Source organism: Kocuria sp. CPCC 205235 (genome assembly GCF_040980905.1).
Classification (GTDB): Bacteria; Actinomycetota; Actinomycetes; order Actinomycetales; family Micrococcaceae; genus Kocuria; species Kocuria carniphila.
Window position 1 is genome coordinate 1 of record NZ_JAVKPR010000036.1, and the last position, 19010, is coordinate 19010.

Annotated in this window: 11 protein-coding genes; 9 read left to right on the top strand and 2 right to left on the bottom strand. The window is 63.6% G+C overall.

Annotated elements, in window-relative coordinates:
* Positions 1-111: 111 nt before the first annotated feature.
* Positions 112-648, bottom strand: coding sequence for a hypothetical protein (locus RF638_RS15025; RefSeq protein ID WP_368842346.1), 537 nt, complete (start codon positions 646-648; stop codon positions 112-114).
* A 257-nt stretch (positions 649-905) separates the two neighbouring features.
* Between RF638_RS15025 and RF638_RS15030 the strand changes: the two genes are divergently transcribed.
* From RF638_RS15030 to glgX, 6 genes are all read left to right on the top strand, one after another.
* Complete coding sequence (locus tag RF638_RS15030) at positions 906-1388, top strand: CarD family transcriptional regulator (RefSeq protein WP_095797867.1); 483 nt, start codon at positions 906-908, stop codon at positions 1386-1388.
* Positions 1389-1409: 21 nt separating this feature from the next.
* Positions 1410-2180, top strand: a complete 771-nt coding sequence (locus RF638_RS15035) for a 2-C-methyl-D-erythritol 4-phosphate cytidylyltransferase (protein WP_129702458.1) — start codon at positions 1410-1412, stop codon at positions 2178-2180.
* A 71-nt stretch (positions 2181-2251) separates the two neighbouring features.
* Complete coding sequence (gene ispF / locus RF638_RS15040) at positions 2252-2767, top strand: 2-C-methyl-D-erythritol 2,4-cyclodiphosphate synthase (protein ID WP_129702457.1); 516 nt, start codon at positions 2252-2254, stop codon at positions 2765-2767.
* Between the two features lie 9 nt (positions 2768-2776).
* Positions 2777-4213: a cysteine--tRNA ligase gene (gene cysS / locus RF638_RS15045; protein ID WP_129702456.1), complete on the top strand. Its 1437-nt coding sequence runs from the start codon at positions 2777-2779 to the stop codon at positions 4211-4213.
* Positions 4214-4306: 93 nt separating this feature from the next.
* On the top strand, positions 4307-5287 hold the full coding sequence (gene rlmB / locus RF638_RS15050) for a 23S rRNA (guanosine(2251)-2'-O)-methyltransferase RlmB (RefSeq protein ID WP_368629971.1): 981 nt from the start codon (positions 4307-4309) through the stop codon (positions 5285-5287).
* On the top strand, positions 5274-7439 hold the full coding sequence (gene glgX, locus RF638_RS15055) for a glycogen debranching protein GlgX (RefSeq protein ID WP_095797833.1): 2166 nt from the start codon (positions 5274-5276) through the stop codon (positions 7437-7439). Before rlmB ends, glgX begins: the two co-directional genes overlap by 14 nt.
* Positions 7440-7572: 133 nt before the next feature.
* On the opposite strand, the gene glgP is transcribed toward glgX, so the two are convergent.
* A complete protein-coding gene (gene glgP, locus RF638_RS15060; RefSeq protein ID WP_095797834.1) occupies positions 7573-10173 on the bottom strand; it encodes an alpha-glucan family phosphorylase in 2601 nt (866 codons plus the stop codon).
* Between the two features lie 342 nt (positions 10174-10515).
* Here glgP and RF638_RS15065 point away from each other — a divergent pair, with 342 nt between their 5' ends.
* The 3 genes from RF638_RS15065 (at position 10516) to glgB (ending at position 18617) form a co-directional block, all read left to right on the top strand.
* A complete protein-coding gene (locus RF638_RS15065; RefSeq protein ID WP_095797835.1) occupies positions 10516-12636 on the top strand; it encodes an alpha-1,4-glucan--maltose-1-phosphate maltosyltransferase in 2121 nt (706 codons plus the stop codon).
* A 75-nt stretch (positions 12637-12711) separates the two neighbouring features.
* Positions 12712-14481, top strand: a complete 1770-nt coding sequence (gene treS / locus RF638_RS15070) for a maltose alpha-D-glucosyltransferase (protein ID WP_095797836.1) — start codon at positions 12712-12714, stop codon at positions 14479-14481.
* Between the two features lie 50 nt (positions 14482-14531).
* A complete protein-coding gene (gene glgB / locus RF638_RS15075) occupies positions 14532-18617 on the top strand; it encodes a 1,4-alpha-glucan branching protein GlgB (RefSeq protein WP_129702455.1) in 4086 nt (1361 codons plus the stop codon).
* The last annotated feature ends 393 nt before the right edge of the window (positions 18618-19010 follow it).

Consider the following 19010-nt stretch of genomic DNA (forward strand, 5'->3'; position numbering starts at 1 on the left):
CTGCTTCCCCATGAACTGACCCCCGGGAGTTGGAACCGAATTACTCAGTCCAACTCCCGGGGGTCAGTTCACACGGGATGCGGCCCTCAGTCTGTCAAAGCGTCAGTACGGTCAGTGACCGCCCTCTTCTGACTCGGCCTTGGGAGTGTTGGAGGGGTTGGCCGGGGTGGACGGTGCACCACCGGGTATCAGGGATGCGTAGCGGGGGTACGTGTGGTCCAGGACCGGCACGGAGTTTGTCGAGGACTGGCCGTCCGCCTCGAGCTCGGTCTCAACCATGAGTCCCGGTTCTGCTCCGGCCTGATCGATGGTCACGGGTTCGGACTTCTCCAGCACCACGGAATCGTTGGCGGGAACCTCGACCTCAGCGGTGGCGCCGTTGGCGTCTATCGAGAGGGTGGCGGGCTCGGAACCGTCGTTGACCACGGTGCCGATGATACGACCCTCGGAATCAGCGTCCTCCGCGAGGATCATGAAGTTGCGCACCTTTACGTCACCCAGATCGGACTGGATGCCGTCCGAGGGGGCGTACTCGTCTGCGGTGGCCTGAGGGCTGACGTACCCGCAACCGGTTGCGGTCAACAATGCAGCGGCCGCAGTAGCACCCAAACCAAAGTGCTGCAGCTTCTTGCGGGCGGCGTTCTTCACGGCACGAACTCCTCGGGCTCTAAGACGATGTGTCAGATATCTGCCGCAAGTCTAACGTTTTGGCGACGCAACGTCTGCATCCGCGCCTCGTGACACGCACGCGCCGTCGGCCACACCAACGGCGCGACAACCGGGTAGCGGGGCTCGCGCAGGAATGCGAACCGCGACCCTTTCGCGCGGTATCCGGGCGATGTGAGGTAGAACGCGGCGAATCATACACCGTGGTAGAATCGAAAGGCTGAAAGGGGTTTGTGTACATGGTTTTTGAGGTTGGCGAGACGGTTGTCTACCCCCACCACGGTGCCGCAACGATCGAAGAGATCAAGACGCGCACCATCAAGGGCGAAGAGAAAATGTATCTGCGTCTGAAGGTCACGCAGGGCGATCTGATGATCGAGGTGCCCGCTGACAACGTGGACCTCGTGGGAGTGCGAGACGTCGTTGACGAGGAGGGACTCAAGGAAGTCATCTCCGTTCTGCAGGCCAAAGATGCTGAAGAGGCGTCCAACTGGTCCCGCCGTTACAAGGCAAACCTGGAGAAGCTGGCTTCCGGCGACGTCCTCAAGGTTGCCGAGGTCGTTCGTGACCTGTGGCGTCGTGATCAGGGTCGTGGATTGTCGGCTGGCGAGAAGCGCATGTTGGCCAAGGCCCGTCAGATCCTCACGTCGGAGCTCGCTCTGGCCAAGGAGATCGACGAGGAAGAAGCCGAGAAGCGCCTCGACGACATCCTGGCCGCTTGATTCAGGGTCACTCCGACTCGTATGACATCGACTGATTTTTCCGCGAGCCCGTCCTTTGAGGACGGGCTCGCAGTCATTGTGGTGGCCGCGGGTTCCGGCACGCGTCTGGGATACGGGATGCCCAAGGCGTTGGTACCCGTGGCCGGGCGCCCCATTCTCGAGATCGCTCTCGAATCGGTGGCGCGCGCAGCTCCCGGTGCGGACATCATCGTTACGGTGCCCGCCGGGGATTCTGGGTTGAGCGACGTCGCGGCAGCGCACGGGGCCCGCCCGGTCACCGGCGGAGCTACGCGAGCGCAGTCGGTTGCGTGCGGCCTGGCCGCGCTGGGTTCCGACTCTCGGTTCGTGCTGGTTCACGACGCCGCTCGCTGCCTCGTGCCCACGCGGGTCACTTCCGCGGTGGTCGCCGCCCTCGCGTCGGGTGAACGCGCGGTGGTCCCCGTCCTTCCCGTCACCGACACGGTTCGTGGGGTGGATGCTCAGGGCCACAGCACGGGAACCGTGGATCGATCCGGGCTGCGTGCGGTGCAGACTCCGCAGGGCTTCGAGGCCCAACTCCTGGTGGATGTAAACCTGCAGGCCGGTCTCCTTGAGCGCGATGAGCAAGGAGCACTGACCCCCGTGGACCGTGCGGAGGATCCTGAGGGCATCACCGATGACGCCTCTCTCATTGAACGTTTCACCCCGGAGGTGCCCGTGACGTTCCTGGCCGGGGACGAAGAGTCCTTCAAGATCACGCGCCCCTTCGATCTGATCACCGCCCGCGCTGTCCTGGAAGAGCTTGCTCGATAATTCAACGCTCGTGCCGGCCCTGGACGATCGGTGAGTAGGGTCCCACAGGAAACATCGGAGATGATGGACTCATGAACGAACAACCCGAATCCTCGTTGCCGCAAGCCGGCCAACTTCAACTCACCGGCATCGGCGTGGACGTCCACGCCTTCGGTCCGGAGGGGACACCTTTGTGGGTGGCAGGTCTGCACTGGCCAGGGGAGCGCGGTCTCACGGGCCACTCGGACGGCGATGTGGTGGCCCACGCCGCCGCTGACGCGTTGTTCTCGGCGGCCGGCATCGGCGACCTGGGGGTGCACTTCGGCACGGATCGCCCGGACATGGCGGGCGCGTCGGGAGAGCGGATCCTGAGCGAAGCCGCAGCCATCGTGCGGGAGGCCGGGTACGACGTCGGTAATATCTCGGTGCAGCTGATCGGGAACCGGCCCAAATTCTCGCCCCGTCGAGAAGAAGCCGCCACGGTACTCAGCAAGGCAGCCGGCGCGCGGGTGCATCTGAGCGCAACCACCACGGACGCCCTCGGACTGACCGGCCGCGGCGAGGGGCTGGCCGCCGTTGCGACCGCCCTCGTGGTTCCGCGCGGCTAGACTGGGCGGGTGACTTTGCGCTTCTACGACACCGCCTCAGCAACCGTTAAAGACTTTGAACCTGTGTACCCGGGCGAGGCCCGGCTGTACTACTGCGGTGCCACGGTGCAGGGGGCGCCGCACATCGGGCATGTGCGTTCCGCGCTCGTGTTCGACCAGCTCGCACGCTGGCTCGCCTTCCGCGGTTACAAGGTGACCACCGTCCGCAACGTCACGGACATCGACGACAAGATTCTGGTGAACTCCGCGGCGTCCTTCGACCCCGATTACGCGGGCAACCACCCGCGCGAAGAATGGTGGGCACTGGCCTATCGCTTCGAACGCGTTTTCGGCGATGCATATGCCGCTCTGGGCATCGCCGCCCCCACCTACGAGCCGCGCGCCACCGGTCACATCCCGGAAATGCACGCGCTCATTCAGAAGCTCATTGATGACGGCCACGCCTATCCGGCTCAGGACGATTCCGGCGACGTCTACTTCGACGTGCGTTCGTGGCCGCGCTACGGCGAACTGACGCGCCAGCGTGTCGACGACATGCAGGATGCTCCGGACGCAGATCCCCGCGGCAAGCGTGACCCCCGAGACTTCGCCCTGTGGAAGGGTCACAAGGCGGACGAGCCGGAGACCGCCGGATGGGATTCGCCGTGGGGCAAGGGGCGTCCCGGCTGGCACCTCGAATGCTCGGCCATGGCAGCCAAGTACGTGGGCACGCACTTCGATATCCACGGTGGCGGCCTGGACCTGAGATTCCCGCACCACGAGAACGAGCTGGCCCAGTCCACCGCGGCGGGTCAGGAGTTCGCGAACTTCTGGCTCCACAACGGACTGGTCACCTACCAGGGCGAGAAGATGTCCAAGTCCATCGGCAACACGGTTTCGCCCGAACAGATGCTCGCCGAGGCACGCCCGTTGGCCGTGCGTTACTACCTGGGGCAAGCCCACTACCGTTCGGTCCTGGACTACCGGCCCACGTCACTGCAGGAAGCGACGTCGGCCGTCGAACGCGCGGAAGCCGTCCTGGTCGCCGCGCGCGCCGCGGGGTTGAGCCTCGACTGGCAGCCGGAGGACGTCCCCGAGAATTTCACGCGCGTCATGGACGAAGACCTCAACGTCCCCCAGGCGCTCGCGGTGCTGCACGAGACGGTGCGCGCCGCCAACGGCGCGCTGGCTTCGGGTGATGTCGACGACGCCGCCGCGCCGGTTCGCGCCGTGGCTGCCATGTCCGAGGTGCTCGGACTCCTGCAGCTCATGAACCTTAACGGCAGCGGGGCCGGCGGAGGTGCCGAGCACCAGGCACTGGATTCCCTGGTCCGCCAGCTGTTGGAACAGCGGGCACAGGCGCGCGCGGACAAAGACTGGGCACTCGCCGATCAGATCCGCGATCAGCTCGCCGATGCGGGCGTGGTCGTGAAGGACGGAGCCCAGGGTTCCGCGTGGTCGGTCTGACCCGGTCACTGCCCTAAACTGACACATAGATCGCTGACCACCTCGGGGCGGCGAGAGCGCCGTACACCCGTGAGAGACACGGAGTAGACAACCATGGCCCAATCCAATCGACCCGGAGCCGTTCGCAAGAACAAGAAGGGCGCCGTCGTGGGCAGCGGTGGGCAACGCCGCAAGGCACTGAAGGGTCGCGGCCCCACCCCCAAGGCCGAGGACCGCGTGTATCACAAGGCCTACAAGGCCAAGCAGGCTGCCGCACGCAAGCAGCAGACCTCGCACAACCGGCCGACTCGTGCGGGCAAGGGCCCCATCAAGGAGGACCTGGTCACGGGCCGCAACTCGGTGCTCGAGGCCTTGCGTTCCAACGTGCCCGCCAAGACTCTGTTCGTGGCCACCAAGATCGAGGTGGACGACCGCGTCAAGGACATTCTTCAGATGTGCGCCGAGCGCAATGTTCCCACGCTGGAAGCCTCCCGCTCGGAGCTGGACCGACTCACCTCGGACGCTGTTCACCAGGGCGTGGCGCTGCAGGTTCCGCCCTACGACTACCGCGACGCGGACGAGCACGCGGCCGCAGTGATCCGCCGGTACGATCCCAAGGACCCGGAGTCCAAGGCGCCGCTCTTCGTCGCGCTGGACGGCATCACCGACCCGCGCAACCTGGGCGCGATCATTCGCAGCGTCTCAGCATTCTCCGGTGACGGCGTGATCCTTCCGGAACGCCGCTCCGCCGCAGTGACCGCCACCGCGTGGAAGACCAGCGCCGGTGCAGCAGCACGGGTGCCCGTGAGCAAAGCGAGCAATCTGACCCGCACGCTCGAGAACTGCAAAAAGGCCGGCTACTTCGTGGTGGGTCTGGACGGCGGCGGTGACGTGCAACTGCCCGAACTGAACCTCGCGACCGAGCCGCTGATCGTGGTGGTCGGTTCGGAAGGTAAGGGGCTGTCCCGCCTCGTCACCGAGCACTGCGACGCGATCGTGTCGATTCCCATTGACTCCACCATGGAGTCGCTGAACGCATCCATGGCGGTGGGCATCACGCTCTACGAAGTGTCGCGCAGACGTGCAAGCGCGTAGTTATCCGCTGGGGGTTCACCCATCGCTGTCCGGGGACGGCAGCGCCAACGTGGCCGTTTACGCACCGGGAATCGACGAGCTCGAACTGGTGTATCAGCGCCCGGGTGGCACGTGGCGTCGTCACCGCCTCAAGGGGCACAACCACGGCATCCATTACGGAACGGTGCCACCCCCGTTGCACGGAGACGGCGAGGTCGAGCGCGCGGAGATGCTCGATGTAGACGTGTGCCCCGCCATGCCCGAGGGCACCCGTTACGGATTCGTCCCCTTCTCGACCACGGCCAAGCGCACTCCGGACCCGTCCAGGGAACAGATCTTGCTGGACCCCTACGGCCGCGGACTCACCAGGGTGAGTCCTCCGCCGACCGTCATGAATCCCGGCCCTGACGCGTACGGCGGAAAGTACGTGTCCCAGGTGGTCGCCCAGAACTACCACTGGGAGAACCCCGGCCGTCCCAGCATTCCGTGGCGGGACACCATCATTTATGAAGCCCACGCCAAGGGCCTCACCATGCTCCACCCGGACCTCCCCGAAGAGGTGCGGGGCACCTACGCCGGGCTCGCGCATCCCGTGATCCTCAAGTATCTGCAGGATTTGGGCATCACTGCCATTGAATTGTTGCCCGTGCACGCTCACCTGGACGAGCCCCATCTCACCAAGAACGGGCTCAGTAATTACTGGGGGTACAACACCCTCAGTTTCTTCACCCCGCACTTCGGGTATGCCACGCGTGCCGCGCAAGACGCAGGTCCCACCGCCGTCCTCAATGAGTTCAAGCACGCCGTGGACGCGCTGCACGGTGCTGGAATTCAAGTGTTCCTGGACGTGGTCTACAACCACACCGCCGAGGGCGGAAGCGAAGAACCCGCCTACAGTTGGCGCGGGCTGGGGGACCGGCAGTACTACCGTCATGACACCCACGGCAATTACGTGGACGTGACCGGCTGCGGGAATTCGGTGAACTTCGCGGACCCGCAGGTGGTCCGCATGGCACTGGACTCACTGCGCTACTGGGTCACGGAGTGCCACATCGACGGGTTCCGCTTCGACCTCGCCCCGGAGCTCGGGCGGGACGAGAACCATCACTTCACCCGCAATCACCCGTTCTTCGTGGCCGTCGCCGCAGATCCCGTGCTGCAGGGCATACGCATGATCTCGGAACCGTGGGACGTGGGAGCCGGGGGTTGGCAGACCGGACGCTTCCCGACCGGTTGGGCGGACTGGAACGACACCTACCGTGACACCGTGCGCAATTTCTGGCTCTCCGGTCAGCGCACCATGGCCCGCGGGGGCGGCGGCGGCAATGCCGCCCGTCTTGCCGGAGTCATCTCCGGCTCGGCGGACATGTTCGCACCCGATGGTCGCACCACGCTGGCTTCCGTGAACTTCGTGACCGCCCATGACGGCTTCACGATGTACGACCTCACGGCCTACGACGGCAAGCACAACCAAGCCAACTTGGAGAACAACGCAGACGGCACCAACGACAACCACTCGTGGAACCACGGTGAAGAAGGTGTGTCGGACAACGTGGCGCGTAGGACGGCGCGTGCCAAGACGGTGCGGAACATGATGGCCACGTTGCTGGTGTCGCAGGGTGTTCCCATGATCACGGCCGGGGACGAGTTGCTCCGCAGTCAGGGCGGCAACAACAACGCCTACTGCCAGGACAACCGCATCTCGTGGGTCGATTGGAAGCTCACACCGTGGCGGCGGTCCATGCTCAAGACCACCCGGCGGTTGATCGCCATCCGTAAGACGTTCCTGGCAAGCCAGCCCAGTCACTTTCCGGCTCGCCCGGAAGACGTTCTGCTGTACTGGTACGGACCCGACGGCCACGCCATGACCCCCGAGCTGTGGCAAACGGATGGCTCCAGGGTCGTTCAGGTGGTACTGGGTTCATGCGGTGGCGAACTGGCGGGAACCTTCGTCATCAACGGCTCCAATGATCCGGTCATCGTGACGCTGCCCGGAGTCGAGGATCTGTCGACCCCGGCCACGTGCGCCGCGGGCTACCCGGTCACCCGCGGGTCCTACGAACTGGTGCTGGCCACGGACTTCGAGCTCGACGAACGAGCGGGCGCAGAGTTCAGCGGCGGAGACGAGTGCCGGGTCCCGGCGCAGAGCATCGCGATGTTCTCGCTCGCCTAAAGCCTGAAGCCTGAAGCCTGAAGCCTGACGGCTGACTGCTGACGCCAAAAACCGCGGGCGCGACACCCTTGTTGGGGTGCCGCGCCCGCGGTCTTCTCAGCAGCTCGTCGGCGGTGAGTCGACGGCGCTCGCGCTAAGCAGCGTTGCGCACCAGCCCCAACTCGGCCGGACCTGCCAGCTCCTCGTTGGAGGGCAGTACACGCACTGTATAGCCGAACGGGCCGGAGCGATCGATCGTCAGGGCCCCACTGAACAAGAAACGGCCGTTGCCCAGCTCAGTCACCCGATCCAGATAGGCGTAGCTGCGCTCGTGGATGTGATCCGATTCGGACACGTGGCCGAAACCGACCTGCACCTTGACATCCTGCGGGTTCAACGACCCCAGGTTGATGTAGGCGTTGATGGTCAGCTCGTCACCGATCTGGGGTTCCTGCAGCACACCTTCGGCGTCCACATGCTCAACGTGTACCTGCGGCCACGCCTGACGAACGCGTTCGATCCAGCGCGAGGTGGAACGCGCCACCTTGCCGTTGTCCGCAATCGAACGACGACCGGAGACGCAGGCCGGTACGTACAACTTCTGCACGTAATCGGTCAGCATGCGGCGGGCCGACACGTTGGGGCCAAGGGTGGCCAACGTGTGCTTGACCATTGCGAGCCACTGGTGGGGAATCTCCTCCGACGTGATCTCGGGGTCATCCGTTGTTTCACCGTAAAAACGAGGTGCCACGTGGTTCTCGATCAGCTCGTAGAGGGCTGCGGCCTCGATGTCATCGCGCTCGTCCGTGCTGGCTTTGTTGTCCGCGGTGGGAATGGCCCAGCCGTTCTGGCCGTCATACATTTCGTCCCACCAGCCGTCCAACACGGACAGGTTCAGTCCACCGTTCATGGCGGCCTTCATGCCGGATGTACCGCACGCCTCGAGCGGGCGCAACGGGTTGTTCAACCACACGTCACATCCCGGGAACAACACACGTGCCATGGCGATGTCGTAGTTGGGCAGGAACACGATGCGGTGGCGAACCTCCGGGTCATCCGTGAAGCGCACCAGGTCCTGAATCATGCGCTTGCCCATTTCATCGGCCGGGTGGGATTTACCCGCCACAACCAACTGAATGGGGTTGTCCGGATCCAGCAGCAGTTTCTTGAGCCGCTCGGGATCACGCAGCATGAGTGTCAGGCGCTTGTAGGTGGGCACACGGCGTGCGAAACCAATGGTCAGCACATCCGGGTCCAGCACGGAGTCCGTCCACGCTAGCTCGGCATCGGCGGCGCCGCGTTTCTTCCACGAGGCGCGCAAGCGGCGTCGGACATCGTGCACCAAACGCTCGCGGAGATCGCGGCGAACCTGCCACAGGTCGTTGTCGTCCGCCTGGTAGATCTTGCGCCAGCGCGAGGCCGGGTCCTGGTCGTTCTCCTGCGGGTCCACAGCGATGGCCCGCATGGCCGGGTCGATCCAGGACGGCGTGTGCACGCCGTTGGTGACCGAGGTGATCGGAACCTCCTCGGTGTCGAACCCGGACCACAGGCCGTGGAACATGCCGCGGGAGACTACACCGTGCAGCTTGGCCACACCGTTGGCCCGCTGGGCCAGCCGCAGTCCCATGACGGCCATGTTGAATTTGCTGGGGTCTCCACCCTCGTAGCTCTCGGCACCCAATTCCAGGATGTGCGCCGTGGCAACGGCGGGGGTCAACCCCGCGTTGACGAAGTATTCGACCTGCGCGCGATCGAAGCGATCGATGCCGGCCGGCACCGGGGTGTGGGTAGTGAACACCGTGGCGGAACGAACGGCGGTGAGAGCCTCGTTCCAGGTCATGGGCTCGGAGCCATCCTGCGGGTTCATCAATTCCTGGATCCGTTCGATCCCCAGGAAACCGGCGTGGCCCTCATTGCAGTGGAAGACTTCGGGTGCGGGAGCCCCGGTGATGCGGGAGAACGCGCGCAGGGCACGAATGCCACCCATGCCCAGAAGTAGTTCCTGTTGCAGGCGGTGATCGCTTCCGCCGCCGTAGAGGCGGTCGGTCACGTTGCGGGCGTGTTCGTCGTTCTCGGGAATGTTGGAATCCAACAGCAGCAGCGGGACACGGCCCACGTCTGCGCGCCAGATCTGTGCTGACAGTGACCGGGAATTGGGCAGGGGCAGCGAAATCCGTGCCGGGGTTCCGTCCTGCTCACGCAGCAAGGTCAACGGCATTTCGTCGGGATCGAGTACGGGGTAGGTTTCCTGCTGCCAACCGTCCTGGGACAGCGACTGCTTGAAGTAACCGGCCTGGTACAGCAGCCCCACACCAACCACGGGAATGCCCATGTCGGAGGCGGTCTTCAGGTGGTCGCCGGCGAGGATTCCCAGGCCACCGGAATACTGGGGCAGCACAGAGGTGATGCCGTACTCGGCGGAGAAATACGCAATGGCGGCCGGGGCGTCGTCGGTCTGTGTGCGCTGGTACCACTGGGGCTGGGTCAGGTAACTGGTCAGATCGGCGTCGAGCGTCTTGATCTGTTCAACGGTCTGGGGGTCTTCGGCGATCTGCTGGATCTCTTCGCGGGTGAGGGAACCCAGAAGCTTCACGGGGTCACCGTGGACGATTTCCCAGGCACGCGGGTTGAGATGGGCGAACAGGTCTTCGGTGGGCTTGTGCCACGACCAACGCAGGTTCTTGGCCAACCGGCTCAAGGGTGCGATGGAGTCTGGCAGGACAGTGCGGACGGTGAATCTACGTATGGCCTTCACACGTGCGAGCCTACCGGCACGCGGGCCCTCGCCACTTCATAGTCCGATTAGGACACTCCCATGACGCCATAAGAATGGTCGGCCTTAAGAATCGAGCGGATTGTCGCTAACGTTAGATCCGTGTCGCAGCAGAATCCTCAGCCCACTGGCCATCACGCACGCACCAACGACCCGCAGGAACCTATGCCCCAGGCCGGGTCAGCCCGGCCTGATGTAGGAAGCCGCTTGAACGCGCCGGTCCCCGCCTCGGGTGTACCGGACGTCTCGCCGTCATTTCAGCGCTCCCGTTCCTCGGATGGAGTAACCGGGAAACGGCAGGACGAACAGCCCCGAGTCGACCTCATGGAAGAGGAGGACGTGGTGGATCGTGAACCCACGGAACAGCACGGCACCGCAGAACTGGGAAGCGAAGCGGACTCCGGAGACACTTCGGAATTCCCCTCCGCAGACCTTGTCTACGGACGTATTCCCATCACCGATGTGAGCCCCGTGGTCGAGGGCGGGCGTTTCCCCGCGACCGCCATTCCCGGCGAGGACATTCGGGTGTCCGCCACCGTATTCCGCGAAGGCCATGACTCCCTGGGGGCGAGCGCCGTCCTGTACGACCCGCAGGGCCGTGAGGTCCAGCGCGTGACCATGACCCCCGGTGAACCCGGCACTGACAGCTTCCACGCGCTGCTCCGCCCCGGTTCTGTCGGCAGCTGGAGCTTTGCGATCGAGGGCTGGTCGGACCTGTACGACACGTGGCTGCACGCGGCCGAGATCAAGATCGGTGTCGGCCAGGACGTGGAACTCATGTTCAAGGAAGGTCAGTTGCTCTTTGAAGCGGCTTCCAAGGAATCCTCGCGCTCAGCTGAGGAATCACGCGCCTTTGAGAACGCTGCCGCCCGCATGGCCGACACGAGCCTGTCAGTGGAGGACCGACTGGCCGCGGGCACCTCGGACGAGGTCAAGACCTACGTCACCGAGCGACCGCTGCGTGACCTGTTGAGTTCGTCTCAGCGGTACCCCATCGAGGTCGAGCGAGAAGCGGCCGGCCGCGGCTCATGGTACGAATTCTTCCCTCGTTCGGAGGGTGCCACGTGGGACGCGGAAGCGGGCCAGTGGATTTCCGGCAATTTCAGGACCGCGGTTCAGGCGCTGGATCGCGCAGCGGACATGGGCTTCGACGTTGCTTATCTGCCCCCGATCCACCCGATCGGTCGGGATCACCGCAAGGGCCCCAACAACTCGCTCGAGGCCGGTCCGCAGGACCCGGGGTCGCCGTGGGCCATCGGTTCGCCCGAGGGCGGCCACGATGCCATTCATCCGGACCTGGGAACCTTCGAGGATTTCGACGCGTTCGTGGCCCACGCCCACGACCTGGGCCTGGAAGTCGCCCTGGACCTCGCACTGCAGGCATCCCCGGACCACCCGTGGGTCAAGGAGCACCCGCAGTGGTTCACCACCCGCGCGGACGGCACCATCGCGTATGCGGAGAATCCGCCCAAGAAGTACCAGGACATCTATCCCCTGAACTTCGACAACGACCCCCAGGGCCTGGCCCACGAAGTGCTGCGCGTGGTCGAACTGTGGATCAGCCACGGCGTGGACATCTTCCGCGTGGACAACCCGCACACCAAGCCGCTGTGGTTCTGGGAGTGGCTCATTGCCCGCGTGCGCGAGGAGCACCCGGACACCGTGTTCCTGGCCGAGGCGTTCACCCGCCCGGCCATGATGCAGGGACTGGCCAAGGCCGGTTTCCAGCAGTCCTACTCGTACTTCACGTGGCGTAACACCAAGGAAGAGATCGAGGAGTACCTGGAGGAGGTCTCTCATGAGACGTCTTCCGCGTATCGCCCGAACTTCTTCGTGAACACCCCGGACATCCTGACCGAGTACCTCCAGTTCGGCGGACCGGCAGCTTTCAAGGTTCGCGCGGCGCTCGCGTCGACCGCTTCACCGCTGTGGGGCGTATATGCGGGATATGAGCTGTTCGAGCACGTGGCCCGTCCGGGTGCCGAAGAGTATATGGACAACGAGAAGTACGAGCTGCGTCCTCGCGATTTCGCGGGTGCCGTGGAGAGCGGACAGTCGCTGGCGCCCTACATCACGCGTCTCAACGAGATCCGTAAGGACCACCCCGCGTTGGGTGACCTGCAGAACCTCACCGTGCAGTCCACCACCGATTCCGCGATCGTGGCGTTCTCCAAGACCAAGACCGTCGAGCAGGACGGTCAGGAGGTCACGGACACCGTGATCGTGGTGATCAACACCGATACGCACGCCACGCGCGAAGCAACGGTGTGGTTGGACCTGGATTCCCTGAATCTGGGTGATCATGACTTCAACGAGGACGGATCGTTCTGGGTGGATGACCTGATTTCCGGTGACAGCTGGAAGTGGGGCACCCACAATTACGTCCGTTTGGATCCCTACATCGAGCCGGCGCACATCCTGCACATTCGACGCAACGTGAAGTGATCCCCGTGGTGGCGCGAGTCATCCTCGCGCCACCATTGTTTCCACGTCATCTTTGAGAGGCCACAGCAACCGATCATGACCAGCACACCCTTCCACCTCAACGCGCCGGGCATTTCACACGATCCGGACTGGTTCCGCAAAGCCGTCTTCTACGAAGTTCTGGTGCGGGCGTTCTCGGATGCCAACGGCGACGGCTCCGGTGATTTCTCCGGTCTGATCGACAAGCTGGACTATCTGCAGTGGCTGGGCATCGACTGTCTGTGGATTCCGCCGTTCTACGAGTCCCCGCTGCGCGATGGCGGCTACGATATTTCGGATTACTACTCCGTGCTCGATGAGTTCGGCACCGTGAGCGATTTCAAGCGCCTCGTGGCCGAGGCCCATGCCCGCGGTTTGCGCGTGATCACCGACCTGCCACTGAACCACACTTCGGATCAGCACCCGTGGTTCCAGGCCTCCCGCGAAGACCCCGAGGGCCCCTTCGGCGATTTCTACGTATGGTCGGACACGGACGAGAAGTACCAGGACGCACGCATCATCTTCGTCGACACCGAGGAGTCCAACTGGACCTTCGATCCCGTGCGTCGGCAGTTCTTCTGGCACCGCTTCTTCTCGCACCAGCCGGATCTCAATTTCGAGAATCCCAAGGTCGTTCAGGCCATTTTCGATGTGGTGAAGTTCTGGCTGGACATGGGGATCGACGGGTTCCGCGCGGACGCCATCCCGTACCTGATCGAAGAGGACGGCACCAACTGCGAGAACCTGCCGGGCACGCACGACTTCCTGGTCAACTTGCGCACCATGGTGGACGAGCTCTACCCCGGCCGTGTGATCATCGCGGAGGCCAACCAGATGCCCCATGAGGTCGTGGAGTACTTCGGTACCGAGACCTCGCCGGAGTGCCACATGTGCTTCCACTTCCCGATCATGCCGCGTATTTACTACGCACTGCGTGATCAGAAGGCCGAGCCCATTGTTTCCACCATGGAGAACACCCCGGCGATTCCTTCGGGTACCCAGTGGGGCACGTTCCTACGCAACCACGATGAGTTGACTTTGGAAATGGTCACGAGCGAGGAACGCCAGGCCATGCTCGGTTGGTACGCACCTGACTCGCGTATGCGCGCCAACATTGGTATTCGACGCCGCTTGGCCCCGTTGCTCGACAACTCTCGCGCCGAGCTCGAGCTCGCTCACGCGCTGCTACTGTCCCTGCCGGGGTCACCTTTCCTCTACTACGGTGACGAAATCGGCATGGGCGACAACATCTGGTTGGACGACCGTGATGCCTCCCGAACTCCCATGCAGTGGACCCCGGACCGCAACGCCGGTTTCTCGACAGCGGACCCGGGCAAGTTGTACCTTCCCGTGATCCAGTCCCTGGTCTACAACTACTCGCAGACCAACGTGGAGACCCAGCTGGCGTCTTCATCGTCCTTGTTGCACTGGATCCGGCAGATGCTCATGGTGCGCAAGGCACACCCGGCTTTCGGAATGGGCGATTACGTGAACGTGGACACCGATCACGAGTCGGTGCTCGCTTTCCAGCGCCGCCTGGATCCTCGCGATGCGGATGACGAGCACGGCGAGACCCTGCTGTGCATCTTCAACCTGTCCCATGTCCCGGCCAGCTGTTCTCTCACGCTGCCCGAGTACGCGGGGCGTGGCACTCGAGAGCTCTTCGGCGGGGAACCCTTCGGCGAGTTCGATAACTCCGGGCGCTACCGCATCACCCTGGGTTCGCAGGACTTCTTCTGGTTGCGCTTGCGCAGTGCGCCCACTGCGGACGGCGCCCACCCGGAGACCATTGCGATGCCCATCATCAAGCCCGCGCGCAACGACTGATCAGCGAGGCACTCCACGAACACGTATTTGAGGGAAGCGGGGAACACAGAATGACGGATCAACAGGTTCTGGACCGGTTGCGTGACTGGCTGCCGCGGCAACGTTGGTTCCCGTTCACCGCCGAGGCCCAGGAGATCAAGGTCAATGTCGCGGGTCGTGTGCAGTTGGATCTCGATCCGGAGGAACCGAATTCGGTCGTGCGCGATCGCATCGTGTACCTGGTTCAGGCCACCGTGGGCGATCGCACCGAGTTGCTGAACGTCCCGGTGGTTCGCACTACCGAACCGCTTGCGGAGTACGAGCGTCACCTGATCGGTTCCTACCAGGGTGTCGGTCCCAATCGGGCGTTGCCCGAGCAGATCGTGGCGGGCGTGGACGCGTCTGCCTCGTTCCTGCGGCGCGCGGTCCAGCAGGCGGGTTCGTTCTGGGAACGACGCCGCTCGGGGGAGTCCGCGGAGCAGGCCAGCTTGCCGACCGATGCACAGATAAATGACGCGGCGAAGAACTCCGAGCCGGGTGCCGAAGAATCGAGTCGCGGGGCCCGAACCTCGCCGAGTTTCGACATGGACGTGGACCACGCGAGCAGGTTCTACCTCTACGACGCCGTGGGTGACGCCCCGTTCCTGGACGCCGTGCTGCGCATCATGGACACCCAGCTGGGTGTGGGTGGAGTACTGCGGCACGGTATGGGCCTCCACGGCAAATACACCGGTGCACTCAATACGCAGTACAGGATTTCCAATCCCCATCAGGTTCGCGTGATCTCGTCGGAGCAGTCGAACACCTCGGTGATCCTCACGCCGCCGACCTCCGAGAACGCTTCGGATGTTGCACTGCGCGGTGACGCGGTCATCGTGAAGTTCTTCCGCGTGGTGGGGGAGGGGCGCAACCCGGATGTCGAAGTCGGTGTGGAACTGACCTCACAGGGCTCATCCGCTGTACCCGCTACCGCCGGCTGGATCGATGCCCAATGGCGCCAGGGTCTGGTGACCACGGCAGGACAACTGGCCGTGGCCGCGCAGTTCGTCGATCACGCGCAGGACGCGTGGCAGATGGCTGTCGACAGCGCCAAGAGTGGTGGGGACTTCACGGAACTCGCTCGTGAGCTGGGCGCTACCACGGCAAGGGTCCATGCGGACCTGATGGCCGCTTTTGACCCGATCACCGCGGATCACGACGCCCGTGATGCTTTCCTGCAGGACATTTCCGGTCGTCTGCGGTGGGCCTGGGAGGCATGTGGTGACCGTTTCGTCGAACTCGAGTCCGCGCTCGACACGGTCATGCGCGATCTCGAAGAGCTGCGTGAGCTGCCTCCGTTAAAGCGTATTCACGGTGATTACCACCTGGGTCAGGTGCTCTACAACCGAGACAACGGCTTCAAGATTCTCGACTTCGAGGGCGAACCGTTGCGCCCCATCAAGGAACGCGTTCGCCCTGACGTCGCACTCCGTGACGTGGTGGGTATGCTGCGTTCCCTGGACTACGCCGGTGCCATGGCCGGCCGAGAAGAATCCGGTGACGCGCAGGAATGGACGCGAGCGGCGTCGTCGGCATTTCTCGATGGCTACCGGGAGATCAGCGACCAGAGCCTCGACACCGAATCCGTCCTGTTCCAGGCACTGTGGCTCGACAAGGCGCTGTACGAGGTCGTGTACGAGCAACGCAATCGGCCGGACTGGGTCGACGTTCCGGCAAACGCCGTCATCCGCTCGCTCCGAGCCGTCGGCTCACGTAGCGTGACTGACACCACGAACGACCAACCGAACTCCAACGACACCTTCAGAACTGAGGAAGTAGTGAGTACCGAGCGAGAGCAGGATCCCCAACGAACACCGGATATCACGAACGATCCGGCTCCCACGGGCAAGCAGCAACCCGTGCCTGCGGAGACATCGCAGAACACCGGCCGCGAGTCCGCTCAATCCGAGCAGGGTAAGCCCGCGCCCGTGTCCGAAGAGGTCCTGGCCGCGGTTGCAGAGGGCCGATACCACGACCCGCACTCCGTGCTCGGTGCTCATCCGAACGGGGACGGCACGGTGACCGTTCGGACGCTTCGTCGGTTCGCGACCGATGTCGCGGTGCGCACGGTGGACGGTCTGTATCCGCTCGAACACGAGTGGGGAGGTATCTTCTCCGGCGTCGTACCCACCCACGAGAAGGGCCGCATTCCGGATTACCGGCTTGAAGTGACCTACACCGGGCAGGAACCGCAGGTTCTCGATGACCCGTACCGGTTTGCTCCCACGTTGGGCGAACTGGATCTGCACCTGATCGGTGAGGGCCGACACGAGACACTGTGGACCGCGCTGGGTGCGCACGTTCATCGCTACCCCTCGGCCATGGGTGACATCCAGGGCGTGAGCTTTGCGGTGTGGGCTCCCAATGCCCGCGCCGTGCGCGTCATCGGTGACTTCAACGGCTGGGACGGTTCCGAGCACGCCATGCGCTCGCTGGGTTCCAGCGGCATTTGGGAACTGTTCATTCCGGGCCTGGGTTCGGGCGACACCTACAAGTTCCGCGTTCAGGGCCGTGATGGATCCTGGCGTGACAAGGCCGACCCCATGGCCTTCGGGACTGAAGTTCCTCCGTCAACGGCATCTCGGGTCTTCGAATCCAACTACGAATTCCAGGATTCCGAGTGGATGGCCAAGCGGGCGCAGACGGATCCGCACAATGCCCCCATGAGCGTGTACGAGCTACACATCGGTTCGTGGCGCAAGGGTCTGGACTACGTGGATCTCGCTCGTGAATTGGTTGAGTACCTCACGTGGCAGGGCTTCACCCATGTCGAGCTCATGCCGGTGGCCGAGCATCCCTTCGGCGGTTCCTGGGGCTATCAGGTCACCTCCTACTACGCGCCGTCTTCGCGATTCGGGTCGCCGGACGAATTCCGATACCTGGTGGACCAGCTTCACCAGGCCGGTATCGGTGTGCTCGTTGACTGGGTTCCCGGCCACTTCCCCAAGGACGAGTGGGCGCTGGCGAACTTCGATGGTGAGCCGCTGTACGAACACGCGGATCCGCGACGCGGCGAGCACAAGGACTGGGGCACACTGATCTTTGATTACGGCCGTTCCGAGGTGCGTAACTTCCTGGTGGCCAATGCCAATTACTGGCTCGAGGAGTACCACATCGACGGTCTGCGCGTGGATGCCGTGGCGTCCATGCTCTACCTGGACTACTCCCGTAACGACGGCGAATGGGAACCCAACAAGTACGGTGGTCGCGAGAATCTTGAAGCCATTGGATTCCTGCAGGAATCCAACGCCACTGCCTACCGCCGTAACCCCGGCATCGTCATGATCGCTGAGGAGTCCACCTCCTTCCCCGGCGTCACCAAGCCGACCGAAGCCGGTGGCTTAGGGTTCGGTATCAAGTGGAACATGGGCTGGATGCACGACAGTCTTGAGTACATGGCGGAAGATCCGTTTAACCGCCACTACCACCACAACAAGGCCACGTTCTCGATGGTCTACGCGTACTCCGAGAACTTCATCCTGCCGATTTCGCACGATGAGGTCGTGTACGGCAAGGGTTCACTGTTGCGCAAGATGCCGGGGGACCGCTGGCAGCAGCTGGCCAACGTGCGTGCCTACCTGGCCTACATGTGGGCCCACCCGGGTAAGCAATTGATCTTCATGGGTACCGAGTACGCGCAGGAATCCGAATGGTCGCAGGAACACGGCTTGGACTGGTGGCTGTCCGAAACTCCCCCGCACCACGGGGTGCAGGAACTCGTGAAGAACCTCAACGAGATCTACCGGGACACCCCGGCGCTCTACGTCCGGGACAACGACCCGTCCGGTTTCGAATGGATCGACGCGAACGATGCCGGCCGGAACACCCTGTCCTTCACGCGTTGGGACGACCAGGGTAATCCACTGGTGTGCATCGCCAACTTCGCCGGAAACCCGCACGAGAATTTCCTCGTGGGAATGCCGTGGGCCGGCGACTGGGACGAAATTCTCAACACCGACTCCGAACTCTTCGGGGGATCGGGCGTCGGCAACCTCGGGAAGATCACGGCAACGGAGGGCGCCTTCAACGGAAAGCCCGCTTTCGCTGAGCTGACGGTGCCGCCTCTCGCGGTGCTGTACTTCAAGCCCGCGACCAAGAACGGGAACGGCACCAAGTAGCGCCAAACGACCCAACCCGCTGCCGGGACCGAGAGGTTCGGGCAGCGGGTTTGTCGTTCCCTCGGCAAGTGTGTAATGTCTACCGAGTCGCCGCGGCGAGCTTCCTGAAAAGGGAGCGAGAAGCGGTGGCAGGAGAGCTACACCACACCGATTCCAGGCTGTTGCAAGACGCCGCGGATGTGGTAAGGTGAATCCCCGCAAGCAAGAGATCGCAAGGCGACAATCCGAAGTGAACCAAGAGTTCACCTGGATTTGACCCGCCGTTCCGATCTCACCTAAGCTTGCAGATCGCAACCGACTTCCGGTCCGTAGGGCAGGAAGAGTGGTTTGTTGTTTGTCAACTCAATAGTGTGCCTAGTTTGTTGATACCGAAAAGTATTTGTATTTTTTGGT

Excerpts from the sequence above, each read along its gene's own strand:
- ispF (WP_129702457.1), top strand. The coding sequence starts at position 2,252 with ATGAACGAACAACCCGAATCCTCGTTGCCGCAAGCCGGCCAACTTCAA.
- treS (WP_095797836.1), top strand. The coding sequence starts at position 12,712 with ATGACCAGCACACCCTTCCACCTCAACGCGCCGGGCATTTCACACGAT.
- RF638_RS15030 (WP_095797867.1), top strand. The coding sequence starts at position 906 with ATGGTTTTTGAGGTTGGCGAGACGGTTGTCTACCCCCACCACGGTGCC.
- glgB (WP_129702455.1), top strand. The coding sequence starts at position 14,532 with ATGACGGATCAACAGGTTCTGGACCGGTTGCGTGACTGGCTGCCGCGG.
- RF638_RS15035 (WP_129702458.1), top strand. The coding sequence starts at position 1,410 with ATGACATCGACTGATTTTTCCGCGAGCCCGTCCTTTGAGGACGGGCTC.
- RF638_RS15065 (WP_095797835.1), top strand. The coding sequence starts at position 10,516 with ATGGAAGAGGAGGACGTGGTGGATCGTGAACCCACGGAACAGCACGGC.
- rlmB (WP_368629971.1), top strand. The coding sequence starts at position 4,307 with ATGGCCCAATCCAATCGACCCGGAGCCGTTCGCAAGAACAAGAAGGGC.